General features: G+C 61.1%; 22 protein-coding genes. 9 read left to right on the top strand and 13 right to left on the bottom strand.

Annotated elements, in window-relative coordinates; all coding sequences use genetic code 11:
• Positions 1–112: 112 nt before the first annotated feature.
• Entirely contained in the window at positions 113–1303 is a 1191-nt protein-coding gene (locus tag ACXAC3_RS09375) for a DegT/DnrJ/EryC1/StrS family aminotransferase (RefSeq protein WP_475159101.1), read from the bottom strand.
• 39 nt (positions 1304–1342) lie between these two features.
• Positions 1343–2014 carry an HAD-IA family hydrolase gene (locus tag ACXAC3_RS09370; RefSeq protein WP_475159099.1) on the bottom strand — a complete coding sequence of 224 codons (672 nt, stop codon included), beginning with the start codon at positions 2012–2014 and terminating at the stop codon, positions 1343–1345.
• Between the two features lie 134 nt (positions 2015–2148).
• On the opposite strand from ACXAC3_RS09370, the gene glmU reads away from it, so the two are divergent.
• Genes glmU through ACXAC3_RS09350 form a run of 4 tightly spaced genes read left to right on the top strand, consistent with a single transcriptional unit; the run spans position 2149 to position 6560 of the window.
• On the top strand, positions 2149–3501 hold the full coding sequence (glmU, locus tag ACXAC3_RS09365; protein ID WP_475159097.1) for a bifunctional UDP-N-acetylglucosamine diphosphorylase/glucosamine-1-phosphate N-acetyltransferase GlmU: 1353 nt from the start codon (positions 2149–2151) through the stop codon (positions 3499–3501).
• 3 nt (positions 3502–3504) lie between these two features.
• Positions 3505–5325: a glutamine--fructose-6-phosphate transaminase (isomerizing) gene (gene glmS / locus ACXAC3_RS09360; protein WP_475159096.1), complete on the top strand. Its 1821-nt coding sequence runs from the start codon at positions 3505–3507 to the stop codon at positions 5323–5325.
• A gap of 3 nt (positions 5326–5328) precedes the next feature.
• Positions 5329–5874, top strand: a complete 546-nt coding sequence (locus ACXAC3_RS09355) for a pyridoxamine 5'-phosphate oxidase family protein (RefSeq protein ID WP_475159092.1) — start codon at positions 5329–5331, stop codon at positions 5872–5874.
• Positions 5871–6560 carry a DNA alkylation repair protein gene (locus ACXAC3_RS09350; RefSeq protein WP_475159091.1) on the top strand — a complete coding sequence of 230 codons (690 nt, stop codon included), beginning with the start codon at positions 5871–5873 and terminating at the stop codon, positions 6558–6560. Before ACXAC3_RS09355 ends, ACXAC3_RS09350 begins: the two co-directional genes overlap by 4 nt.
• Here the strand turns inward: ACXAC3_RS09350 and ACXAC3_RS09345 are convergent.
• Positions 6548–6976, bottom strand: a complete 429-nt coding sequence (locus ACXAC3_RS09345) for a hypothetical protein (RefSeq protein WP_475159089.1) — start codon at positions 6974–6976, stop codon at positions 6548–6550. The genes ACXAC3_RS09350 and ACXAC3_RS09345 overlap by 13 nt on opposite strands.
• A 90-nt stretch (positions 6977–7066) precedes the next feature.
• Between ACXAC3_RS09345 and moaA the strand changes: the two genes are divergently transcribed.
• Both moaA and ACXAC3_RS09335 read left to right on the top strand, forming a co-directional pair.
• Positions 7067–8074, top strand: a complete 1008-nt coding sequence (moaA, locus tag ACXAC3_RS09340) for a GTP 3',8-cyclase MoaA (protein WP_475159087.1) — start codon at positions 7067–7069, stop codon at positions 8072–8074.
• Between the two features lies 1 nt (position 8075).
• Positions 8076–9398: a 3-deoxy-D-manno-octulosonic acid transferase gene (locus tag ACXAC3_RS09335; RefSeq protein ID WP_475159084.1), complete on the top strand. Its 1323-nt coding sequence runs from the start codon at positions 8076–8078 to the stop codon at positions 9396–9398.
• A 42-nt stretch (positions 9399–9440) separates the two neighbouring features.
• On the opposite strand, the gene ACXAC3_RS09330 is transcribed toward ACXAC3_RS09335, so the two are convergent.
• The 7 genes from ACXAC3_RS09330 to ACXAC3_RS09300 form a co-directional block, all read right to left on the bottom strand.
• Entirely contained in the window at positions 9441–10604 is a 1164-nt protein-coding gene (locus tag ACXAC3_RS09330; RefSeq protein ID WP_475159083.1) for a M20 aminoacylase family protein, read from the bottom strand.
• Between the two features lie 70 nt (positions 10605–10674).
• Positions 10675–11817, bottom strand: coding sequence for an MFS transporter (locus tag ACXAC3_RS09325; RefSeq protein ID WP_475159080.1), 1143 nt, complete (start codon positions 11815–11817; stop codon positions 10675–10677).
• 69 nt (positions 11818–11886) lie between these two features.
• Positions 11887–13164 (bottom strand): DUF3422 family protein, encoded by a 1278-nt coding sequence (locus tag ACXAC3_RS09320; protein ID WP_475159079.1) that lies wholly within the window; start codon positions 13162–13164, stop codon positions 11887–11889.
• A gap of 107 nt (positions 13165–13271) precedes the next feature.
• On the bottom strand, positions 13272–13628 hold the full coding sequence (locus ACXAC3_RS09315) for a VOC family protein (RefSeq protein WP_475159075.1): 357 nt from the start codon (positions 13626–13628) through the stop codon (positions 13272–13274).
• Positions 13629–13714: 86 nt separating this feature from the next.
• The gene (locus tag ACXAC3_RS09310; RefSeq protein WP_475159072.1) at positions 13715–15169 is read right to left on the bottom strand and encodes an NAD(P)(+) transhydrogenase (Re/Si-specific) subunit beta; all 1455 of its coding nucleotides are present in this window, start codon (positions 15167–15169) and stop codon (positions 13715–13717) included.
• Positions 15170–15182: 13 nt separating this feature from the next.
• Positions 15183–16754: a Re/Si-specific NAD(P)(+) transhydrogenase subunit alpha gene (locus tag ACXAC3_RS09305; protein ID WP_475159069.1), complete on the bottom strand. Its 1572-nt coding sequence runs from the start codon at positions 16752–16754 to the stop codon at positions 15183–15185.
• A gap of 131 nt (positions 16755–16885) precedes the next feature.
• Positions 16886–17335: a methyltransferase family protein gene (locus ACXAC3_RS09300; RefSeq protein ID WP_475159067.1), complete on the bottom strand. Its 450-nt coding sequence runs from the start codon at positions 17333–17335 to the stop codon at positions 16886–16888.
• Between the two features lie 218 nt (positions 17336–17553).
• On the opposite strand from ACXAC3_RS09300, the gene kynU reads away from it, so the two are divergent.
• The gene (gene kynU, locus ACXAC3_RS09295; RefSeq protein WP_475159066.1) at positions 17554–18747 is read left to right on the top strand and encodes a kynureninase; all 1194 of its coding nucleotides are present in this window, start codon (positions 17554–17556) and stop codon (positions 18745–18747) included.
• On the opposite strand, the gene ACXAC3_RS09290 is transcribed toward kynU, so the two are convergent.
• Positions 18740–19318: a TetR/AcrR family transcriptional regulator gene (locus tag ACXAC3_RS09290; RefSeq protein WP_475159064.1), complete on the bottom strand. Its 579-nt coding sequence runs from the start codon at positions 19316–19318 to the stop codon at positions 18740–18742. The genes kynU and ACXAC3_RS09290 overlap by 8 nt on opposite strands.
• Positions 19319–19421: 103 nt before the next feature.
• Here ACXAC3_RS09290 and ACXAC3_RS09285 point away from each other — a divergent pair, with 103 nt between their 5' ends.
• Together ACXAC3_RS09285 and ACXAC3_RS09280 are read left to right on the top strand one after the other, a co-directional pair.
• Positions 19422–19886, top strand: coding sequence for a (2Fe-2S)-binding protein (locus ACXAC3_RS09285; protein WP_475159062.1), 465 nt, complete (start codon positions 19422–19424; stop codon positions 19884–19886).
• 3 nt (positions 19887–19889) lie between these two features.
• Positions 19890–22130: a xanthine dehydrogenase family protein molybdopterin-binding subunit gene (locus tag ACXAC3_RS09280; protein WP_475159060.1), complete on the top strand. Its 2241-nt coding sequence runs from the start codon at positions 19890–19892 to the stop codon at positions 22128–22130.
• Positions 22131–22176: 46 nt separating this feature from the next.
• On the opposite strand, the gene ACXAC3_RS09275 is transcribed toward ACXAC3_RS09280, so the two are convergent.
• A complete protein-coding gene (locus ACXAC3_RS09275; RefSeq protein ID WP_475159059.1) occupies positions 22177–22956 on the bottom strand; it encodes a gamma-glutamyl-gamma-aminobutyrate hydrolase family protein in 780 nt (259 codons plus the stop codon).
• A 230-nt stretch (positions 22957–23186) separates the two neighbouring features.
• Positions 23187–23612, bottom strand: a complete 426-nt coding sequence (locus ACXAC3_RS09270; RefSeq protein WP_475159057.1) for a GlcG/HbpS family heme-binding protein — start codon at positions 23610–23612, stop codon at positions 23187–23189.
• Between the last annotated feature and the right edge of the window lie 21 nt (positions 23613–23633).

Raw genomic sequence — 23633 nt, 5'->3', positions numbered from 1 at the left:
TCCTCACCCGGTCAATCTTTGCAGTTTTACAGGGCTCAAAACGCAAAACGCCGCCCCCCGGGGCGGCGTCACTCAAACCATAAAGCGTGCGCTGCAAGCGCACTCCGCTGGATCACGACTGAAATACGGCGCTGACTTCGGCCCGGATAATCCGCGCGATCAACCGGCAATCTTCCAGCGAGAAGGTCAGCGGCACACGCATGTCCATGATGCCGGCCAGAACCCGATCGCTGCCCGGCATCCGTTCGCTGTCGACATACCGCCAACTGTCATAGCGCGAGGTAAACCCGGTCGGCTCGGCCCCGCCGAACCATTTGAGTTCGACGCCACGCGCCGCACAACGCCGGATCACTTCGGCGATGCGTTCAGGCGACCAGTCCAGCAAAAGGAACTGAATCGACGACCCGACAAAAGTTTCTTCCGCCGGGCGGTCGACAATTTGCAGTCCGGGCGTATCGCGCAGACCGGCTTCGATCTCGGCATAGCGCTCGTTCCATCGCTCTGCCTGCCGATCCAGATCCTTCAGTTGCGGGCGCAGGATCGCCGCGCGCAGATTGTCCATCCGTCCCGAGACATTGGGCGTTGTGTATTTGATCCGTTCAAACACCTCCGGGCCCGGCGCGGCAAGATGTCGTTCGTACAGCATATAGGATCCCGACAGCATCGTCGCCTTGGCCGCAAGTTCCTCATCATCGGTGATCAGCAACCCGCCTTCACCGGAATTGACGTGTTTGTAAGTCTGGCAGGAATAGCAGCCGATCGCCCCCTGCCGCCCGGACACCTGTCCCCGCCACGCCGCCCCCATCGTGTGCGCGCAATCTTCGATCACAATCACACCAGCGGCATCACACAGTTGCATCAGGCGGTCCATGTCGCACAGATGCCCGCGCATATGGCTCAGCATCAGGACACGGGCCTGATCCAGCTTGGCTGCTAGGTCATCCAGATCAATCGTCAGGTTCTCGGTCACGCCCACAAAGACCGGCCGTGCACCCACCGAGGCAATCGAACCCGGCACCGGCGCCAGCGTGAATGCATTGGTCAGCACCGGATCGCCCGGCTGCACCCCAACCGCCCGCAATGCGGTCGCCAGCGCATACCCGCCGGAGGAAACCGCCAGGCAATATCTGGCCCCCATCTGCGCCGCGAATTCCTGCTCCAGCAAAGCAGTTTCGCCCAGTTCACCGGGCGCGACGTTGTAGCGGTGCAGGCGGCCGTGGCGCAGCACGGCCAAAGCGGCCTCAATCGCCTCTTCCGGGATTGGTTCCTGCTGGGTGAAGCTGCCGGTGAATATCTCTGTCATAAGTTCGTTCTGATATCGCAAACCGTTCGGGTCAAGAGATCAGGCCGCCGCACCGATCAATCCGGCCACAAGGTCCGGCAGGTCGTCGAAATGGTGCAACAGGGCCTCGGGCTCCAGTGCCGCCATATCGTCACCCGACGGGCCAAAGGTAACAAGGACCGACGGAACGCCCGCCGCCCGCGCGGTGTTGCGGTCCGTGTCGGAATCCCCGATCAGAACGCAGAGGTCAGGATGTCCTCCGGCCCGGCGCGCGGCCTCGCGCAGAGGCTCAGGGTCGGGTTTGCGCACCGGCAGCGTGTCTGCACCGATGAGCGAGGCAAACAATCCGCGCACGCCCAACTGGCTCAGCAACTGGTCCGCCAGAGCCTCTGGCTTGTTGGTGCAGATGCCGACACCGTATCCTGCGGATTTCAGAACCTCGACCGCCTCCAGCGCGCCGGGGTAGAATTCGGTATGGGTGTCGATGGCCTGTGAATATGCCTCAAGCAGTGTTGGGTAATAAGCAAGGACGGTGTCCTCATCATAGGCTCCGACCCGCTTCAGCCCATGCGTCAGCATCATCCGGCCGCCCCGCAAGGCAACCGCTGCGTCCTGTTTGTGCACCAACACGTCGCCGTGCCCCATTTCGCGAAAGCAATGGTTGGCGGCGGCCAGCAAATCACCCGACGTATCGGCCAAAGTGCCGTCCAGATCGAAGATTACAGTGCGCATCGTGTCTCCTGCCTCGGCGGGTTTTCGCCGTTTCATGTTGCAAACGGCAATCTTGTTTGATGCCCGAACCGCTTGCGCCTTTGCCCCCAGCGGATAAAACGGTCCGCACCAAAACACAAAGAGAAATCGTTTTCATGAGCACTGCCCTTGTCATCCTAGCCGCCGGAAAAGGCACCAGGATGAATTCGGATCTTCCCAAAGTCCTGCACCCGATTGCCCAGACGCCGATGCTGGTCCACGCCATGCGCGCCGGTGCAGTTTTGTCGCCCGAGCGTACCGTGATTGTCACAGGGCACGGGTCCGAGGCCGTTGCCAGCATCGCCGCCGCCGAGGATGAAACCGCGCAGATCGCAATTCAGCAAGAGCAATTGGGCACGGCCCACGCCGTCGCACAGGCGCGCGTCGCGCTGTCCGAATTCGACGGCGATGTTGTGGTCCTGTACGGCGACACGCCGTTCCTGCAGCCTGATACGCTGGAACGGATGATCGCGGCCCGCGCCGAAAACGATCTGGTCATTCTGGGGTTCGAGGCGGCGGACCCCGCGCGATACGGTCGTCTGGTGATGAACGGCAACAGTCTGGAACGGATTGTCGAATTCAAGGACGCATCGGATGAGGAACGCGCGATTACCTTTTGCAACTCGGGCCTTTTGGCCTGCGACGCGCAAACCTTGTTCGCGCTGATCGACGCGGTTGAAAATCACAATGCGTCCGAAGAATATTACCTGACCGACGTGGTCGAGATCGCCCGCAACCGCGGCCTGAGTGTCACAGCGGTTGCCTGTGACGAGGCACAGACGCTGGGCGTGAACTCCCGCGCCGATCTGGCTGCGGCGGATGCGGTGTTTCAGGCGCAGGCCCGCGCGGCGCTGCTGGAACTGGGTGTTACTCTGATGGTGCCCGAAACCGTCTATCTGGCCGCCGACACTGTAATCGGCCGGGACACGGTAATTGAACCCAATGTTGTATTCGGTCCCGGCGTAACGGTCGAAAGCGGCGCGACGATCCGCGCGTTTTCGCATCTGGAAGGGTGTCATGTCAGCCGGGGTGCCACGGTCGGCCCCTATGCAAGGCTGCGCCCCGGCGCGGAACTGGCGGAAAACGTCCGCATCGGTAACTTCGTCGAAATCAAGAATGCCGAGATCGGCGAGGGCGCAAAGGTCAACCATCTGAGTTATGTCGGCGACGCCTCGGTCGGGGCGGCGACAAATATCGGCGCAGGGACGATCACCTGCAACTATGACGGCGTGATGAAGCACCGAACCACCATCGGCGAGAACGTATTTATCGGATCAAACACGATGCTGGTGGCACCGGTGACGCTGGGCGATGGCGCGATGACGGCAACCGGAACGGTGGTGACGCGGGATATTGAACCTGACGCGTTGGCGGTTGCCCGCGCCCGGCAGGACAACAAGCCCGGTTATGCGCGTAAACTGTTTGACATGTTGAAGGCGAAGAAGGCTCGCCGCGACAAAGGAGCCTGACCCATGTGTGGAATTGTAGGCGTATTGGGGAAACACGAAGCCGCCCCCATTCTGGTCGAGGCGCTGAAGCGTCTGGAATACCGTGGCTATGACAGCGCGGGCATTGCCACCGTCAATGACGGCGCGTTGGGGCGCCGACGGGCCGTGGGCAAGCTGGTGAACCTCAGCGACCTTCTGGTGCACAATCCGCTGCCGGGCAAGTCGGGCATCGGGCACACCCGCTGGGCCACGCACGGCGCGCCCTCGGTCACAAACGCGCACCCGCATCAGGCCGGACCGGTGGCCGTGGTGCATAACGGGATCGTTGAAAACTACCGCGAGTTGCGGGCCGAGCTGGCCGAAAACGGTGTCGGGTTCGTCACCGAGACCGACACGGAAACCGTTGCCCTGATGGCGGAACATTATCTGAAGACCGGCCTGTCGCCGGTCGAGGCCGCATACAAGACCATCGACCGTCTGGAAGGCGCTTTTGCGCTGGCCTTTCTGTTCGATGGCGAGGACGATCTGATTGTCGCGGCCCGCAAGGGATCTCCGCTGGCAATCGGGCACGGGGTTGGCGAGATGTTCGTGGGTTCCGACGCGATTGCGCTGGCTCCGCTGACGGATCGCATCACCTATCTTGAGGAAGGCGATCGTGCGGCGCTGACCCGCACCTCACTGGAAATCCGCAATGAGGCCGGAGAGTTGGCCAATCGCGAGACGCGCCAGATCAAACTCGACATGTCGCGGGCCGACAAAGCAGGTCACAAGCACTTCATGGCCAAAGAAATTGCCGAGCAACCCGTGGTCGTGGCCGAAGCGATCCGGTCTTACCTGCCGACCGGAAAGGACGAGATCGTGCTGCCCTGCGATCTGGATTTCACCAAGCTGGACCGGCTGACGATGGTTGCCTGCGGCACGGCATTCTATGCCTGCCTGACCGCGAAATACTGGTTCGAGCAGCTTGCAAAACTGCCTGTCGAGGTCGATATCGCCAGCGAGTTCCGCTATCGCGAGCCGCCCATTCCAAGCCGCACGGCCGCGCTGTTTGTCAGCCAGTCGGGCGAAACCGCCGACACTCTGGCAGCGCTGCGGTATTGCGAGGGTAAGGCAGACAAGATCGTTTCGGTCATCAACGTCCCCGAAAGTTCGATCGCACGCGAAAGCGACGTGGCCCTGCCGATCCATGCCGGGGTCGAAATCGGCGTGGCATCGACAAAGGCGTTCACCTGCCAGCTGAGCGTTTTGCTGATGCTGGCGCTCAAGGCTGCGGCCGACCGGGGCACGCTCAGCGAAGAGGCACTGGCGGATCATGCCGCCGCCCTGCGCGGTTTGCCCAACGTTCTGAACACCGCGCTGGATCAAAGCCGGTCTATCCGCAAATCCGCGCAGCGCCTGTCCGAGGCGCGCGACGTGCTGTTCCTGGGGCGCGGCCTGATGTATCCGCTGGCAATGGAGGGCGCGCTGAAACTCAAGGAAATCAGCTATATCCATGCCGAAGGCTACGCCTCGGGCGAACTCAAGCACGGCCCGATTGCTCTGATCGACAAGCATATGCCGGTGGTCGTCATGGCCCCGCGCGATGCAGTTTTCGACAAGACCGTTTCAAACATGCAGGAAGTGATGGCGCGCAAGGGCCGGGTCATTCTGGTGTCAGATGACGACGGGATCGCTGACGCCGAAGACGGAGTCTGGAGCGTTATCCGCATGCCATATATCCACCCGAACCTGGCACCGATCCTTTATTCCGTCCCCGCACAGCTGCTGGCCTATCACACGGCCGTCGCCAAGGGCACCGATGTCGACCAGCCGCGCAACCTTGCGAAATCAGTCACGGTAGAGTGAGACATGGCCAAGCAATTTCCGGAACTTGACGAAATGCAGCGCAGGTTCATCGAAGAACAGCACATGTTTTTCGTTGGCACCGCGGGACCCGAAGGCCGGGTGAATATCTCGCCCAAGGGTATGGATTCGCTGCGGGTTCTGGGACCCAACCGGATCGTCTGGATGAACCTGACCGGCAGCGGCAATGAGACCGCAGGCCACTTGCTTGAAACCAACCGAATGACGCTGATGTGGTGCTCATTCACCACCCGTCCGCTGATCCTGCGCACCTACGGTTCGGCACGTACGGTGCATCTGGGGGACGCGGGTTGGGACGCATTGGCCGAGAACTTCCCGGCCCACCGCAGCGCCCGACAGATCTATGATATGGATATCGATCTGGTTCAGACGTCCTGCGGCTATGCGGTTCCGTTCATGGAATATCAGTCCGAACGCGACACCATGCAGAAATGGGTCGACAGCAAGTCCGACGACGACATTCGCGCGTATTGGACCGAAAAGAACCAGCGCACCATCGACGGCAAATCGACACGCGTACAAAGCTCATGACGCCCGACGCCCGTCTCGACGAGATCAAGGCTCACGCCGATCCCGAGCGGGCCGAACAGATGGCGGCCTATCACAAGGCGGACCGCCCCTATCTGGGCGTCGCCAACCCGGTCCTGAACGATCTGACCAAGGCATGGCGTCGGGAACTGGACGTCCCTGCGCGCGTGGCGCTGGCGGATGCGCTGTGGCAAACTGATATTCACGAGGCGCGTCTTGCCGCCGCAAAACTGCTGACACAGGCGCGTATCCGGCCGGATGACGGCGTTTGGGACCTGCTACAAAGCTGGTTGCCGGATTTCGACGCCTGGGCCGTTGCCGATCACGCCAGCATGGCAATGCAGAAACGCCTTGCAGCCGATCCGGCGCGCCTGGATCAGGTCGAAGGCTGGACGCGTTCCGATCATATGTGGACCCGGCGGGCGGCACTGGTGGCGACCCTGCCCTGGACCAAGCAGAACCATCCGAAGCCTGACGATCTGCTGCACCGCGACCGTATCCTCGGCTGGGCGGCAGGTTATGTCTCAGACCGCGACTGGTTCATCCAGAAAGCAATTGCCTGGTGGCTGCGCGAGTTGTCCAAACACGATCCGGCCCGCGTGATTGCATTCCTGAACTTGCATGGCGATGGGTTAAAGCCATTTGCCCGCCGGGAAGCGGCCAAATACCTGAAAGATCAGTTGGAATAGACCTCAAGCTCGACAAGTTCGTCGAACGGCAGCAACAGCGCCCGCATCGCATCCAGCGACAACCGGCTGCCACCGCTTTCCGGACCCGGTGACGGTACCAGCGTGATATAGGCCTGCGCCCCGGTTCTGGGCACCACCACCCGGCCAGTGAATTCGACATCGACCAGCGGTGTTTCCAACCATCGACCGGGCGTGGTCGGATCGCCCAGCCCCGCAATGGTGGTCTTGGCCCCGGTCCAGCCTGCGGCTGTGGCCGCAACGGGCTCGGGTTCGGGGATTGTTTCAACCGTTTCTTCAACCGCTGCCGGTTCCGCCGCGTTCGGCGCGTTGTCGCCGCCAAAAACCCGGTCGGTCGTGGACCGAACAGTTTCGCAGCCCGCCGCCAGAACACAGAATGTCAAAAGCACATACCTCATGCCGCAAACCTACCGTTCTGCGCGCATCTGCACCAGCACAAAGGAAAGTTCGCTCTTGTCGCAGGCATGGGTCAGCTTTACCTATGTCGCATGACTGCTCCGCTCATCGACCCGTTTGCCCGCGCCATCACCTATCTCCGCGTCTCCGTCACGGACCGCTGTGACTTCCGCTGTGTCTATTGCATGTCCGAGGACATGAAGTTTCTGCCCAAGAAAGACCTGCTGACGCTGGAGGAACTGGACCGGATGTGTTCGACCTTCATCAGGCTGGGGGTTGAAAAGCTGCGCATCACAGGGGGCGAACCCCTTGTGCGCCGCAATATCATGGCCTTTTTCAACTCGATGACCCGACACCTCGAAAGCGGCGCGCTGAAGGAACTGACGCTGACGACCAACGGCTCGCAACTGCACCGCTTTGCCGATGATCTTTTTGCGGCAGGCGTCCGCCGGGTGAACGTATCGCTGGACACGCTGGATGAGGACAAGTTTGCGCAGATCACCCGCTGGGGCCGGCTGAAACAGGTGCTGAACGGTATCGACGCGGCGCAAAATGCCGGGCTTCGGGTCAAGATCAACGCCGTGGCGCTGAAAGGGTTCAACGAAGAAGAACTGCCCCAAATCACCAGATGGTGCGCCGAACGCGACATGGATCTGACCTGGATCGAGGTCATGCCGATGGGCGACATCGGCAATGAGGACCGGCTGGATCAATACTGGTCGCTCAAGGACGTCCGCAAGGAATACGAAAACCACTTTGCCGTCAGCGATCTGGCGGAACGCACAGGCGGGCCCGCCCGCTATGTACGGCTGGAGGAAACGGGCCAAAAGATCGGCTTCATCACACCGCTGTCCCACAATTTCTGCGAAAGCTGCAACCGCGTTCGGCTGACCTGCACGGGTGAGTTGTATATGTGCCTTGGTCAGGAAGACATGGCCGATCTGCGCGGCGCCCTGCGTGATCATCCCGAGACCGAGCAACCGCTCGAAAACGCGATCCGCGCGGCGATCAACCTGAAACCCAAAGGTCATGATTTCGATTACTCCCGCCAGTCGGTCGACGGCAAGATGAGCCGCCACATGAGCCACACGGGCGGCTGAGATGCCGGTTCCGTCTGGCCGACCAACGCTGCTTTACCACCTGTACTGCGGCCTCACCTCCATCGCGCGCCCGCTGGTCTGGCGGACGGTCCGCAACAAACTGCGGGCCGCCAACGTCGCCGACGCGCGCCAACTGGAACGGCTTGGACACGCCACACAGGCGCGCGCCGCAGGCCAACTGATCTGGTTCCATGCGGCCAGCGTAGGTGAGACGCTCTCGGTCATCAGCCTGATCAAACGGCTGGGAGAACGCCTGCCGAACGCCGAATTTCTGATCACTTCGGGCACGCCTACTTCTGCCGCACTGATCGAAAAGCGCATGCCGCCTCGTACGCGTCACCAGTATCCGCCGCTGGACACTGCGGGGCCCGTGCAGCGCTTTCTGGATCACTGGCGTCCGGATGCCGGTATCTTCGTCGAAAGCGAAATCTGGCCACGCCTGATCGTTGAAGGTGCCCGGCGCGGCGTGCCACTGGCCCTGCTCAATGCGCGCCTGTCTGACGGGTCTGTCAATGGCTGGAAAAAGCGCCCGAAAACAGCGCGGTTCATCCTGGAGCGGTTCCGCCTGTTCCTGACACAGAATGACAAAACGGCCAAAAACCTGATCGCTATGGGCGCACCACCCGACCGGGTGCAACCGGGCACCAACCTCAAGGCAATGTCCGAGCCCTTGCCGGTGGATCAGGCAACCCTGTCCGACATCCGAACTCAGGTCGGAAACCGCCCGGTCTGGATTGCCAGTTCCACCCATGCCGGTGAAGAAGAAACCGTTCTGGCCGCTCACAAAGAACTGCTGAAACGCTGGCCCGATCTCCTGCTGCTGCTGATCCCGCGCCACCCCGAACGCCGCGCTGACGTGACGGCCCTGGTTGAAAAGGCCGGGCAGAATATGGCCATCCGGTCCCAAGACGCAAGGATAACACAAGATACAACCGTCTACATGGCGGATACGCTGGGTGAAACCGGCACCTGGTACGCACTCTGCCCGATCGTTTTTCTGGGCGGCTCACTGAAAGAGATCGGCGGCCATAACCCGTTCGAACCTGCACAGGCAGGTGCTGCCGTGATTACCGGACCGGGTTACTTTAATTTCGCCGAAACCTTTGCCCCGCTGATCACGGCCGGAGGCGCGATCGAGGTAACATCCGCCCCCGAACTGGCCGCGGCGGTTGCCGCCTGGCTGTCCGACGAAAGCGCTCTGAACACCGCACGCGCCGCGGCGAAATCCTGCGTAAACACACAAAAATCGGCGCTGGACGCCATCGTTGATACCCTCAGTGTCCAACTCAATATGCAGGGCGCCGATCCGGCTTCATCTGGCTAAAAATACCTCGGGGGTGCGGGGGCAGAGCCCCCGCCCGACCCATCAAGCCGCCGGCATCCGCTGTTCGACGATCTCAGCCCACCAGCTGCACCCGGCGGGAATAGCCTCATCGTTGAAATTATATTCGGGATGATGCACCGCCGCAGTATCGCCGTTGCCAACAAGGATATACGCGCCCGGCCGCTCTTCGAGCATGAAGGCGAAATCCTCACCTCCCATAATCAACGGCGCTTCGTCACAACTGCCCGAGACGGACCGCGCCACATCCGCAGCGAAATCGGTCTGTTCGTCGCTGTTCACCATCACCGGGTAGCCCCGGTAATAGGTAACCTTTGCCACACCCCCAAAGGTCGCGGCCACGCCGTTGCAGATTTCGACGATCCGTTTTTCGGCCAGATCGCGCATCTCCTTGCTCATGGTCCGAACGGTTCCTTTCAAGTCCGCCGTTTGCGGGATCACGTTGAAAGCCGTGGACGAGGTTTCAAAGGACGTCACCGAAACTACAACCTTGTCCACCGGATCGGCATTACGTGCGGCAATCGTCTGCAAAGCCAGAACGGCCTGGGCCGCCATCACAGTGGTATCGACCGTCTCATGAGGCTTGGCCGCGTGACCGCCCTTGCCTTCGAAGGTGATATCAAACTGATCGGTGGCCGCGAAAAACGCCCCGGGCCGAATGGCGAAACTGCCGACGGGGCGGCCGGGCCAGTTGTGCATCCCATAGACCTCCTGGATGCCCCAGCGGTCCATCATGCCGTCTTCGCACATCTCGCGCCCGCCGCCGCCGCCTTCTTCGGCCGGCTGGAAAATCACGACAACGGTGCCGTCGAAATTCCGTGTCTCAGCCAGATATTTCGCGGCCCCCAGCAACATCGCGGTATGCCCGTCATGGCCGCAGGCGTGCATCGCACCGTCGGTCCTGGATGCATAGTCCAGACCGGTCGCCTCGAGAATCGGCAGCGCGTCCATATCCGCCCGCAATCCGATCACCTTGCCGCCGGTATCGGCCTTACCCCTGATAACGCCGACGACACCGGTTCGGCCAATTTCGGTCACGACCTCATCGCAGCCGAAGGCCCTCAGCTTGTCCGCGACCAATGCGCTTGTGCGGTGGGTCTCGAACAGGATTTCCGGGTGCTCGTGAATATCGCGTCGCCATTCGGTGATTTCACCCTGCAATTCGGCGAAACGGTTTTTGATCGGCATAGTCTTCTCCCATCTTCATTGACCGGATCGCGTGTCCGGTGTCCTGCCACCCTGCCGGGCGGCATCAAATTCAGTTCGGGTCGACCGGCCGCAGCGCGCCGGACAACAGGATGATTGCAGCGGCCAGGGGCAGCAGGGCCGTGAACGCCAGACGTAATGTAAGCATCTCGGCCAGAAACCCAATAAGGGGCGGACCGATCAACAGCCCTCCGTATCCCAGTGTGGCGACGCTGGCGATTGCCTGGCCTGGCGGCACGTTCGGATCGCTGGCTGCCCGGCTGAAAGCCAATGGCATGATCACCGCGTACCCCACGCCCATCAGGGCAAATCCAGCCAATGCCAGCCCGGTCCCCGACGCGGTCACAACACCCAGAACCCCAAGCGCCGCACATGCACCGCCAAAGCGCGCCGTTGCAACTGGACCAAACCGGGCGATGACAAAGCCACCCGCCAGCCGGAAAGCCACCATGGTCACTGAAAATACTGCATATCCCAGCGCCGCGACACTTTCGGCCGCCCCAGTCACGTCACGCAGAAAGATCGCGCTCCAATCCGCGACGGCCCCTTCCCCCAACGCCCCGCACAACGCGGAAAAACCGACAAGGACAAGCGCGCCGGTGGGCAGGGCAAAGACCGAACCCGCAGACAGCCCGGACTTGCGCGACGTCCATCGCACCCAGGACAGGGCAAGCGCCAGCGCCACCACCGCCCCGCCGGCCAGCAAAAAGTGCTGCATCACCGTCAGCCCCATCTGCACAGCCCCATACCCGCTGAGCGCGCCCAGCCCGGCCCCTAGGCTCCACATTGCGTGGAATGAGGACATGACGGGCTTTTTGTAGGATTGTTCGACCTCAGCCGCCCAGGCGTTCATGGCGACATCCATCGAGCCATGGAAGGCCCCGAAAACAAACAGATATGCGGCGAGCACCCAGAACCCGTCGGCCAGGGCAAGCAGGATCAGGGACAGCGTGTAAAGGACCGCGACGACCCGCGTCAGGCCCACCGCTCCGAACCGGTCGGTCAGCCGTCCGGTCACCGGAAAAGAACACACCGCCCCCGCCGCCATGAACAACAGGCCATAGCCCAGCGCCTCATGCGTCAGGTCCAGCCGGTCGCGCACAGCGGGAATGCGGGATGCCCAAATGCCAAACAGCGCACCGTTCAGGATGAACATGGCGGCAACTGCCCGCCACGCAGCGACTAGTCCGATCACGGGAAATCCTTCGCAGAATGCGTCAAACGCCTCTGTTCTACAGGCTGGGGGCCATTTGGCAATTGCGGATTACTCCAGCCGCCTGCGGATTTGCCGGATCGCGATCCAAACCATCAGAACAACCGGAATCGTCGCCGCAGCCGTCAACATGCCCTTGCTGATACCGGCCTTGGTCAGCGGATACAGCAGATAACCGGTCAGAGAGACGGCGTAATAGCTTATGGCCACCACCGACAACCCTTCGACCGTGTGTTGCAGGCGCAGGGCCAGATCGGCGCGGCGGTCCATACTTTCCAGCAGCGCCTGGTTTTGCGCGCTGCGCTCGACATCCACGCGCGTGCGCAGCAGCTCTCCTGCGCGGATTGCCCGGTCGGACAGGGCCTGAAGACGGCGTTCGGTCGCTTTCACGGTGCGGATTGCAGGATCGTATCGGCGCATCATGAAATCGGCAAAGCTCTGACGGCCTTCAAAACGTTCTTCCCGTAACACCTCGATTTTTTGATTCACGATGGCCTCATAGGCCCCCGTCGCCCCGAACCGGAAGGAACACCGCGCCGAAAGCGTTTCAAGCTCGGTCGAGATGGACAGCAGATCCGGCAGCAGTTCATCGGGATGTGCCGCATTGTCGGTCATCTGCCCCATAAGCCCGGTCAGCTTGCCGTCCAGTTCACCGATGCGCGGCATCAGCTGTTTGACGCGGGCAAATCCCAGCATGGACATCGCCTTGTAGGTTTCGATCTCGCACAGGCGCTGAATAATCCGCCCCGTCCTGCGCCGCCCGGTGCCTTGGGTCACGAACAGCGCAAACCGCATATGTCCGGCAGGGTCGATGCGGAAATCGCTGGCGCAGATGGCGGCATCGTCCAGCACGCGGGCCACGGCAAGGCTTTCGGGTTCGAACCAATCGGCCAGGGTGGATTTGACCACCTCGTCCGGTTGACGCTCGACCACGCGGATCATCGCCGACGTAACGCGCTGCCCCGGGCTGGCCATCAACCAGTCGGGCGGAAAGACCTCGAAATCGGCGGGGTTGAACGGGCGGTCGCTTACGTTCTGTGTGATCGCGGTATACGTCACGAATTCGGTGTGCTGTTCCCATTTCAGCCAGTGGCGACCGATCTGTCCGGCGTAATGGGTCGCGCCCGGCTGAGGGTGCTGCGCCCCGTGACGATCCAGAAGGTCTTTGAGATGGGCCATATCCTCACCCCGGTCGCGCGCCACTGCAGCAACCGGTTTCTTGATCGCCAGGAAAACCACCGTACAGGGCGTCGCCGCAACCGGAAATGGCCGCGCGTGCAGTTCGTTGGCCAGCGCATAGCGCAGCGGATGATCGTCGATCGGCGTCATTCAAAGCTCCGTTCCATCCGGAGCACTATACGGCAGAAGCCGAATACATCAATTCTCTTTTTATTTCATATACTTACAAGGATACGACGGTATACAAATCCGCTATCTCATTGATTTGGCTGCCACAGCTCGATGGGATTGCCCTCGGGGTCGTGAATACGGGCAAACTTTCCGACCTCGCTGTCCCAGTCGGGGTGCGTTTCAACGGTGATCCCGGCGGACTCAAGCTGAGCTGTCAGGGCAGCCAGATCATCGACGCGAAAGTTGATCATCCATTGCTGATCAGACCGCCCGAAATACTCGGTGTCCTGTGCGAAGGGGGCAAAGACCGTGTAACCCTCTCGCTGCTTCCACGGCACGGGGTCGTAATGATTGACACCCAAGTGCTTTTCGTACCAGGCGCTCAACGCCTTTGGGTCCTTGGCGCGAAAAAACACGCCGCCTATGCCGTTCACTTTCTCCATGGGGCACCTCCTTCGCCATGAGGGTACAGCAAAAACGAAAAAGGCGCCCGGTTGGGGCGCCTTTCTGTGGTCTGCTTAGCCGCAGATCATTCGATCATCGGCAGCAGCTTGTCCAGCGACTCTTTGGCGTCGCCATAGAACATGCGGGTGTTCTCCTTGAAGAACAGCGGGTTTTCGATGCCCGAATACCCGGTGCCCTGCCCGCGTTTCGACACGAATACCTGTTTGGCCTTCCAGCATTCCAGCACCGGCATCCCGGCGATGGGGCTGTTGGGGTCCTCTTGCGCCGCTGGGTTCACGATGTCGTTCGAGCCGATCACGATGGCGACGTCCGTTTCCGGGAAGTCCTCGTTGATCTCGTCCATTTCCAGAACGATGTCATACGGCACCTTCGCCTCGGCCAGCAGCACGTTCATGTGACCCGGCAGACGGCCGGCAACCGGGTGGATCGCAAAGCGCACCTCTTTGCCCTTGGCGCGCAGTTTGCGGACCAGTTCGGAAACCGACTGCTGCGCTTGCGCCACAGCCATGCCGTAACCGGGGATGATGATTACGCTGTCGGCGTCATTCAGCGAAGCCGCGACACCATCGGCATCGATGGCCACCTGCTCGCCTTCAACGGCCATTTGCTCACCCTGCGGGCCGCCAAAACCACCCAGGATCACGCTGACAAAGTGGCGGTTCATCGCCTTGCACATGATGTAGGACAGGATCGCACCGGACGAGCCCACCAGCGCGCCAACCACGATCAGCAGGTCGTTGCCCAGCGAGAAGCCAATCGCCGCCGCGGCCCAGCCCGAGTAGCTGTTCAGCATCGACACAACCACCGGCATGTCCGCGCCACCTATACCCATGATCAGGTGATAGCCGATGAACAGCGCGGCCAGCGTCATCAGGAACAGCGGGAAGAAACCACCCGTTGCGGTGTACCAGATCAGGCAGATCAGCGAGAGACCCGCTGCGGCCGCGTTCAGCGCATGGCCACCCGGAAGCTTGGTCGCCGCCGAGGTCACTTTGCCCGCCAGCTTGCCATAGGCCACGACCGACCCGGTAAAGGTGATCGCACCGATGAAGATGCCCAGGAACAGTTCCACATGCAGGATCGACAGTTCCGCCGGAGTTTTCTTGGCGATCAGCTGGGCAAACCCACCGAGCCCGGTGTACAGCACGTCTTTCGAGGCATCTGCGACCGCCATCACTTCGGCAACGTTCAGAACTTCAAAATGCGCATTGAAGCCCACGAACACAGCCGCCAGACCGACCAGCGAGTGCATCGCAGCCACCAGTTGCGGCATCTCGGTCATCTGCACGCGCTGCGCCACGTATTGACCGATAAACCCGCCCCCGGCGATCAGCAGCAGTGACAGCAACCACAGACCCGAACCGGGGCCAACCAGCGTGGCAAAAACCGCCAAAGCCATACCGACGATGCCATACCAGACCGCGCGCTTGGCGCTTTCCTGGTTCGACAGACCGCCGAGCGAAAGGATGAAAAGGACAGCCGCAACGACATAGGCGGCGGTAGTGAAGCCAAATTCCATGTGCCCGGCCTCCTTAAGATTTCTGGAACATGGCAAGCATGCGCCGGGTTACGAGGAAGCCGCCGAAGATGTTGATCCCGGCCATGAAGACGCTGAGCGCCGCAAGCAGAATGACCAGGAACGACCCCGACCCGATCTGCATCAAAGCCCCAACAATGATGATCGACGAGATCGCGTTGGTGATCGCCATCAGCGGTGTATGCAGGCTGTGCGAGACATTCCAGATCACCTGGAAGCCTACAAATATCGCCAGCACGAAGACGATGAAATGCTGCATGAAACTTGCCGGAGCAATCAGCCCCACCAGCAGCATCAGCGCGCCGCCGACACCCAGCAGGGTAAACTGCTGCTTGGTCTGCGCCTTGAAGGCCGCAATTTCCTGCGCCTTCTTCTCTTCTGCAGTCAGTTCCTTGACCTCGGGTTTCTTCTGCGCCGCGATCGCCTGCACCTTGGGCGGCGGCGGCGGGAAGGTGATTTCGCCCTCATAGGTCACGGTGGAACCACGGATCACGTCATCTTCCATGTCGTGATTGACCTGACCGTCCTTTTCCGGCGTCAGGTCGGTCATCATGTGGCGGATGTTCGTCGCGTACAAAGACGACGACTGCGCCGCCATCCGGCTGGGGAAATCGGTATAGCCGACGATGGTTACGCCATTGTCGGTGACGACCTTTTCGTCCGGCACGGTGCCTTCGACATTGCCGCCGCGCTCGGCCGCAAGGTCGATGATGACCGAGCCCGGCTTCATCGCCTTGACCATATCCTCAAGCCACAGCTTGGGTGCCGGGCGGTTCGGGATCAGGGCGGTGGTGATGACGATGTCCATTTCCGGCGCAAGCTCGCGGAACTTGGCCAACTGGGCGTTGCGGAACTCCTCGGACTGAACCGAGGCATAACCGCCGGTGGCCGCGCCGTCCTGCTGTTCTTCCTCAAAATCCAGATAGACGAATTCGGCCCCCATGGATTCGACTTGTTCCGCCACTTCGGGGCGTACGTCGAATGCATAGGTAATCGCACCCAGCGAGGTCGAGGTGCCGATGGCGGCCAGCCCGGCCACACCGGCACCGACGATCAGCACCTTGGCAGGCGGCACTTTCCCGGCGGCTGTCACCTGACCGGTGAAGAAGCGACCAAAGTTGTTGCCGGCCTCAATTACCGCACGATAGCCCGCGATATTGGCCATCGACGACAGCGCATCCATCTTCTGCGCGCGGGAAATCCGCGGCACCATTTCCATGGCGATCACATTGGCGCCCTTGGACTTGGCCAGTTCCATCCCTTCTTCATTCCCAGCAGGATTAAAGAACGAAATCAACGTCTTGCCCTTGGTCAGCCGTTTCAGCTCGGTTTCAGTGGGCTGTCGGACCTTGGCAACGATATCGGCCGCCTTCCAGAGCGACGCCGCGGTTTTTACCACTTCGACACCTGCGTCCTCATACGCCGCATCCGAAAACCCTGCGGCGGCGCCGGCGCCCTTTTCGATCAGGCACTCATAGCCCAGTTTCTGTAACTGACGCGCCGAGTCCGGCGTCATCGCTACACGGTTCTCACCGTCCAGTACCTCTTTTGGTGTGCCTATCTTCACCGGTGCTATCCCCCTAATTTTCACTCTGACAGAGCAGGTGGTCGGTATTGTTCATCAAGCTTTCATCTACCCTGCGCAATATTATTTCGCAAGCGCAGCATTTTTTACGTTGTGTCACAACGAACACACCCTCAGATCCAGCGGCGGGTCTGCCGCTCGTATCGCGCGAAATCCGCCCGGAAGGTTCGGCGCAGACGGTCTTCTTCGGGCAGGATGAAACGGCGCTCCAGCACCCACACGAACACAGGCACCAATACCAGCGATAAAACCGCATCAAATCTCAGGATCAAACCCGCCAGGATCAGCACGTCGCCCAGATAGATCGGGTTCCGGCTGCGCTTGAAGATACCGCTCTGAACCAGTGCGGTGGGTGTCTCATGCGGGATGACCGTGGTCCGGTGGCGGCGAAATTCGACAATGGCCAGAACGGCCAGAACCACACCCCCGCCGATCAAAATACCGCTGAGGAGATCCGTTAACCCGCTGTCCAGTGACAAACCCAGCGAGAAGTGGCGCGCTTGTAGCCAGGCGAGAACCGCAAAGCCTACCAACCAGACCGGAGGAATGTCGATTTTTTGCATCTCGTTGTTTCTTTCGGCCTGGAAGACGCGCGAGTGTGTCGCTTTTGTCTGATCAACTACCGTTTTCCGCCACAAATGGCAAAACTACAGTTGGTCGCAGCCTGAAATCCGCCAATCTTCATTGCGAATTCAGGCGCAGGCATCGAAGATGGACACAGGTATCGTGATCAGATAGCCATTTGACCCGAGCCTTCGACCCTACAATCAGCTGGATTCCCATGACAAACTTTGCCGCCACCAAAGCCATGTTCGACCTGCCGGAAGGCGTCATCTATCTGGACGGGAACTCGCTTGGACCTCTGCCGCGCGCCGCCGGTGCCCGGGTGAATGACATGTTGGTTCAGGAATGGGGGCAGATGCTGATCACCGGGTGGAACAAGGCCGGATGGATGGGCCTGCCGACCGGGCTGGGCGACCGTATCGGCCGTCTGATCGGGGCTGAACCCGGAAGCGTGGTGATCGGCGACACCCTGTCAATCAAGGTTTATCAGGCCGTGGCCTCCGCGCTGGAGCTGCGCCCGGATCGCAAGGTCGTGTTGTCGGACAGCGGCAACTTCCCGTCTGATCTTTACATGGTCGATGGTCTGTTGCGCTCACTTGGGCCCGGCTACGAACTGCGTGTCGTGGCGCCCGAGGACGTGGCGCAGAACATCACCGAAGATGTGGCCGTGCTGATGCTGACCGAAGTGGATTACCGCAGCGGCCGGATGCACGATATGAAGGCGCTGACCGAGCTGGCCCATGCAAACGGAACCGTTACCGTTTGGGATCTGGCCCATTCCGCCGGAGCGATTCCGGTGGACCTGTCCGGCTGCAATGCCGATTTCGCCGTAGGATGCACTTACAAATATCTCAACGGTGGCCCCGGAGCCCCCGCCTTTATCTATGTCGCCGCGCGTCTGGCAGAACGTGTGCGCCCGGCACTGTCCGGGTGGATGGGGCATGAGGCCCCGTTTGCCTTCGATCTGGACTATCGCCCCGGCAGCGGCATCGAAAGGATGCGCGTCGGCACGCCGCCTGTCATTCAGATGACTGCACTTTCTACGGCAATGGACATCTGGGACATGGCCGACATGTCGGACGTGCGGGCCAGGTCCATTGAACTGACCGAGCTGTTCATTGCACGTGTCGAATCCACCTGCCCCGAATTGGAACTGGCCAGCCCCCGCGACCCGATGCAACGCGGAAGTCAGGTTTCATTTCGCTTCAGCCATGGCTACGCCGCCATGCAGGCCCTGATTGCGCGCGGCGTGATCGGAGATTTCCGCGCACCTGACATCATGCGGTTTGGGTTCACTCCGCTCTATATCGATGAGACAGACGTTGAAGGTGCGGTCGATATTCTGGCGGACATCATGCAGAACCGGTTGTGGGACACACCGGAATACAAGATCCGCCAGCGCGTTACCTGACCTCCAGCCCGGCGCCGATCAGGGCGGCCAGCTGCGCCACGCGGTTCTCATATTCCCCGGCATCGGTGCCGGTCATCTTGAGGCCCTTGAGCGTGGCGGTAATCGTCTTTGCGGTTTCATCCGGGTCCACCATCGGGCGAAGCCGCCCCAGCTTGTCTTCCTGCCGGAGCCAGGTCGCGTACAAATCCGCCAACCCGGCCTCGCCCTGCGAGATGATCTCGGCCGACATGGACTTGGTGGTGTCCAGCATCTCAAGCCCGTGCGGCGAGGCCAGAATTGCCGCCATCCCTTCGGTCTGGGCCTGAATCGCGCGGGTCAGAATGTCGGACACTGAACCTTCCGTCGCCAGCGCCGCTGCCACCGCAGCGGTTTTCTCGGCGTAATAGAACTCCGTCAGCTTGCTGACGATGGCCTCTTTGTTCTTGTAATGCAGGTAAACGGCCGGACGGGACATCCCGGCTCCGCGCGCTATGTCATCCATCGAGGTCTTTCGGAATCCATAGGCGGCAAACGCCTGAAAGGCCGAAGTCAGGATCGCCCTTTGTCGTGAATCATCAATCGTACCCGTCATATCTGAACTCGTGACACTTTCTGTTAATTTTGTCAATTGACATCCTGACATTTTAAGCCAACTATGTCAGAAACCAGCCACAGCTACGACAGAGAGGTGCGCCATGGCCACGGCCCTAACGATCAACGGAAAGCAACATCAGGTGGACCTGCCCGATGACGTTCCCCTGCTTTGGGTCCTGCGGGACGAAATCGGATTGACCGGCACCAAGTTCGGTTGCGGTGTCGCCGCCTGTGGGGCGTGCACGGTGCATATCGACGGTGAGGCCGTTCGATCCTGTCAGGTGACACTGTCGGATGTGTGGGGCGATGTGACCACGATCGAAAGCATCGGCGCGCCGGACGCGATGACCACGATCCAACAAGCCTGGGTCGACCATCAGGTCGCGCAATGCGGTTATTGCCAGTCGGGCCAGATCATGCAGGCGGCCGCGTTGCTGGCGGAAAACCCGGCACCCACAAATTCCGACATTGACGAGGCCATGCAGGGCAACCTTTGCCGCTGCGGCACCTATCCCCGCATCCGCGCCGCGATTCACGATGCGGCGTCCAAGCTGAAGGAGGCGTAAGCAATGGCATCCGTTGGTAAAATCCTCCGTCGTACGTTCCTGATCGGTTCAGCCGCCATTGTTGGCGGTGTGGCGTTTGGCGCCTATTATGTAAACCGGCCTGCAAAAAACCCGCTGAAACCCGGTGACGGCGAAGCCGCGCTCAGCCCGTTTGTTCTGATCGACCAGAACGGTGTCACCCTGTTCGCGCCGCGGGCCGAGATGGGACAGGGCGTTCAAACAACCTGGGCCGCGCTGATTGCGGAAGAACTGGATGTGGATCTGGATCAGATCAACGTTCTGCACGGACCTGCGGCTGCCGCCTATTACAACTCAGCCCTGATGGGAGAAGGTCTGCCCAACAAGGGCTATGACATCTCCAATTTCCAGCACAATCTGGGCCAGGCGCTGGGTGTGGTCGGCAAGGTACTGAGCCTTCAGGTCACCGGCGGCTCGACATCGATGAAGGACGGGTTCGAACGGATGCGTCAAGCCGGAGCTTCCGCGCGCGAGACGCTGAAACGCGCGGCGGCGGACAGGCTGGGTGTTGATCCCTCACAGCTGCAAACCGCGTCCGGTCATGTCATTACTCCCAATGGCGACAAGATCGCCTATTCCGACCTTGCGATGGACGCGGCCAAGTTCGACCCGGTGGAGGTGCCGCTGCGTGATCCGTCCGAATGGCGTTATCTGGGGCGGACACAACCGCGTTTGGACATGGTCGGCAAAGCCACCGGCACGGCAGAATTCGGCGTCGATGTGCGCCTGCCCGACATGAAATTCGCCAGCGTTCGGATGAACCCCAGGCTGGGCGGCGTCATGAATGGCTATGACGACAGTGCCGCCAGGGACATGCCCGGTGTTGAAAAGATCGTCGATCTGGGCACAGGGGTTGCGGTTGTCGCAAGCAACACCTGGCTGGCCAATCAGGCAGTCGAGGCGATTGACGTGGATTGGGGTGAAGCCCCCTACCCGCCCGAGACCGACGCCGTTTTCGCCCGGATCGCCGAGGCGTTCGATGACGCGCCAAACTCGACCATGCGGGACGATGGGGATGTCAGTGTTTTGCCCGAAGGCGCCACTGAAATTTCGGCCGAGTATCAGGTGCCCTATCTGGCCCACGCCACGATGGAGCCGATGAATGCGACCGCCCTGTTCACAGGCGACGCGCTGGAACTTTGGTGCGGCAACCAGGCCCCGACGCTGATCCAGATGCGGGTGGCCAATGTCGCCAATCTGGACACCGATGCGGTTGAGATCCACACCACCTATCTTGGCGGCGGCTTCGGTCGCCGGGGTGAGCTGGACTTTGGCGAGATTGCTACCAAAGTCGCCATGGCCATGCCCGGCATTCCGGTCCAGACGACCTGGAGCCGCGAAGAAGACATGCGGCACGACTATTACCGCCCCGGCGCGATTGCCCGGATGCGGGGCGCGGTCAAAGATGGCAAGGCCGTTCTGATCGACGGTCAGGTCGCCGCGCAATCCTGCACACAGCAGGCTGTCACGCGGTACACGGGGCTGCCCCCGGCAGGGCCCGACAAGGTGCTGGTCGAAGGCTTCTTTAACCAACCCTATGCCGTCCCGAACTATCGGATGAGCGGTCATATCGCCGATCTGGATATTCCCGTCGGGTTCTGGCGGTCAGTCGGCAACAGCCATAACGGGTTCTTTCATGAGACGTTCATGGACGAACTGGCCCACGCGGCCGGGCGCGATCCGCTTGACTTCCGGCTGGAACTGGCCGGATCCGAACACGCCCCCTCGGCGGGCTGTCTGGAAGCTGTGCGCGAGATGTCGGGCTGGACGGGTCAGACCCCGGCGGGCGTCGGGCGCGGCGTCGCCCTGACCTATAGCTTCGGCACGCCGGTGGCGCAGGTCATCGAGGTCGTGGACGAAGACGGCACCATCCGTATCAACAAGGCGTGGATCGCCTGCGACATGGGGCTTGCGCTGGACCCCGAAAACGTCAAGGCGCAGATGTTCGGTGGCATGATGTACGGTCTGTCCGCGGCCTGCTTCGGAGAGATCACCTTTTCCGATGGCGAGGTCGAGCAGTTCAACTTCCCCGACTACGACGCCGTACGGATGCACACCGCCCCCGAAGTCGAGGTCCGCGTGTTGGAAACCAACCGCCATATGGGCGGCGCGGGGGAACCCGGCACGCCCCCGTCGATGCCGGCACTGGGCAATGCCCTGTTCGATCTCACCGGCGAACGGGCGCGGACACTGCCTCTGATCAATCAGTTTAACCTGCTGGTCTGATCACGGCGCGCCGATCCGGTTCTTCTCTCCCGGATCGGCGCGCGTTTTAAGCGGATTGCTGAATCAACCCCGCTGACGAGCCTGTCGACCAAGCACGCACCGCAGCGCCAAACGCCTGGAACAGCGGGCGTGAAACCGGATCGTTGACGGCATCCCATTCCGGATGCCATTGCACCGAGAGCGTAAAGCCGGGCGCATCTTTCACATAGATCGCCTCGGGCGTGCCATCAGGGGCGTGACCGTCGATGACGATCCGCTGCCCAACGGACTTGATCCCCTGCCCGTGCAACGTGTTCGTCATGACCTCGGGCGCGCCCATCAGACGGTGAAACACGCCCCCCTCGGTCAGCGTCACCACATGCCGAAGGGCAAATTTTTCTTCCAGCGTACCATCGGGCGGCATTCGGTGGTTCATGCGGCCCGGCAGATCCCGGATTTCGGGGTAGAGCGTGCCGCCCATCGCCACATTGACCTCCTGAAATCCCCGGCAGATGCCAAAAAACGGCTGACCCCGTTCGACACAGGCCCGCACCAGCGGCAGGGTGATCGCGTCGCGCGCGCGGTCGAACTCGCCATGGGCATCGGTTGCCGGTTCGCCGTACTCTTCGGGATGCACGTTCGGCCGCCCGCCGGTCAGCAGAAAACCGTCGCAAACTTCCAGCAATTCCTCGACACTCACGTAGCGCGGGTCCGCCGGGATCAAGAGCGGCAGACAGCCCGAGACATTGGCGACCGCGTCCGAATTCATCGTCCCTCCGGCATGGGTCGGATATTGATCGTTCATCAGGTATGAGTTGCCGATGATACCGACGACAGGTCGAGACATTCTGTTTTCCTAAATCGTTACGCAAGCTTTCAGAAAAACTATCGGCAGCGCGAATAGCGCGCAATAGCACAAGCCCTGCGTGTCAGCGCAAGTTCTTGTTCAACGCTGCACAATCCGCAGGTTGCCTGCGAATTGTAGCCTTGTCCCGACCCAAGCTTGATTTTGCGTCAGCGCGTGAACGGTCCGCCTGTGTCGGTGAACCGCCCGGGGCTCTGCAATATCCGAAAGGATCAGGCTTCTCCGGTCAGACCGGCACCTTCGATCCCGGCCATCGCCGCCACTGCGTCATTGTCCGAAGTGTCGCCGGTTACGCCGACGGCCCCGATCACCTCGCCCTTTTTGTCGCGCAGCAGTACGCCGCCGGGCACCGGAACGACCTGACCGCCGTAAACACCGTTCACGGCAGCCATGAAATAGGCTTGCGCCTCGGCCCGCTGCATCTGCGCCGTGCCGGCCATACCCAGCATGACCGAGCCATAGGCCTTGCCCTGCGCTATGGCGAACCGGCCCGGCGCCGCGCCGTCCTCACGTTCAAACGCGATAACGTGGCCGCCCGCGTCCAGAACAACAATGGAAAGGGGTTTCAGTTCCATCTCGCGGCCTTTCTCAAGCGCCTTTCGAATGATGGTGCGGGCTTTGCGGAGGGAAACTGCCATATCGTGTCCTGTCGTTCTGTT

This window comes from Ruegeria sp. ABV4_181, assembly GCF_056158465.1.
This window is presented reverse-complemented; position numbering and strand designations above follow the sequence as displayed.

Bases quoted from the DNA above. Each gene is read 5' to 3' on its own strand.
- ACXAC3_RS09375 (WP_475159101.1), bottom strand. From the start codon at position 1,303: ATGACAGAGATATTCACCGGCAGCTTCACCCAGCAGGAACCAATCCCG.
- ACXAC3_RS09370 (WP_475159099.1), bottom strand. From the start codon at position 2,014: ATGCGCACTGTAATCTTCGATCTGGACGGCACTTTGGCCGATACGTCG.
- glmU (WP_475159097.1), top strand. From the start codon at position 2,149: ATGAGCACTGCCCTTGTCATCCTAGCCGCCGGAAAAGGCACCAGGATG.
- glmS (WP_475159096.1), top strand. From the start codon at position 3,505: ATGTGTGGAATTGTAGGCGTATTGGGGAAACACGAAGCCGCCCCCATT.
- ACXAC3_RS09355 (WP_475159092.1), top strand. From the start codon at position 5,329: ATGGCCAAGCAATTTCCGGAACTTGACGAAATGCAGCGCAGGTTCATC.
- ACXAC3_RS09350 (WP_475159091.1), top strand. From the start codon at position 5,871: ATGACGCCCGACGCCCGTCTCGACGAGATCAAGGCTCACGCCGATCCC.
- ACXAC3_RS09345 (WP_475159089.1), bottom strand. From the start codon at position 6,976: ATGAGGTATGTGCTTTTGACATTCTGTGTTCTGGCGGCGGGCTGCGAA.
- moaA (WP_475159087.1), top strand. From the start codon at position 7,067: ATGACTGCTCCGCTCATCGACCCGTTTGCCCGCGCCATCACCTATCTC.
- ACXAC3_RS09335 (WP_475159084.1), top strand. From the start codon at position 8,076: ATGCCGGTTCCGTCTGGCCGACCAACGCTGCTTTACCACCTGTACTGC.
- ACXAC3_RS09330 (WP_475159083.1), bottom strand. From the start codon at position 10,604: ATGCCGATCAAAAACCGTTTCGCCGAATTGCAGGGTGAAATCACCGAA.
- ACXAC3_RS09320 (WP_475159079.1), bottom strand. From the start codon at position 13,164: ATGACGCCGATCGACGATCATCCGCTGCGCTATGCGCTGGCCAACGAA.
- ACXAC3_RS09315 (WP_475159075.1), bottom strand. From the start codon at position 13,628: ATGGAGAAAGTGAACGGCATAGGCGGCGTGTTTTTTCGCGCCAAGGAC.
- ACXAC3_RS09310 (WP_475159072.1), bottom strand. From the start codon at position 15,169: ATGGAATTTGGCTTCACTACCGCCGCCTATGTCGTTGCGGCTGTCCTT.
- ACXAC3_RS09300 (WP_475159067.1), bottom strand. From the start codon at position 17,335: ATGCAAAAAATCGACATTCCTCCGGTCTGGTTGGTAGGCTTTGCGGTT.
- kynU (WP_475159066.1), top strand. From the start codon at position 17,554: ATGACAAACTTTGCCGCCACCAAAGCCATGTTCGACCTGCCGGAAGGC.
- ACXAC3_RS09290 (WP_475159064.1), bottom strand. From the start codon at position 19,318: ATGACGGGTACGATTGATGATTCACGACAAAGGGCGATCCTGACTTCG.
- ACXAC3_RS09285 (WP_475159062.1), top strand. From the start codon at position 19,422: ATGGCCACGGCCCTAACGATCAACGGAAAGCAACATCAGGTGGACCTG.
- ACXAC3_RS09280 (WP_475159060.1), top strand. From the start codon at position 19,890: ATGGCATCCGTTGGTAAAATCCTCCGTCGTACGTTCCTGATCGGTTCA.
- ACXAC3_RS09275 (WP_475159059.1), bottom strand. From the start codon at position 22,956: ATGTCTCGACCTGTCGTCGGTATCATCGGCAACTCATACCTGATGAAC.
- ACXAC3_RS09270 (WP_475159057.1), bottom strand. From the start codon at position 23,612: ATGGCAGTTTCCCTCCGCAAAGCCCGCACCATCATTCGAAAGGCGCTT.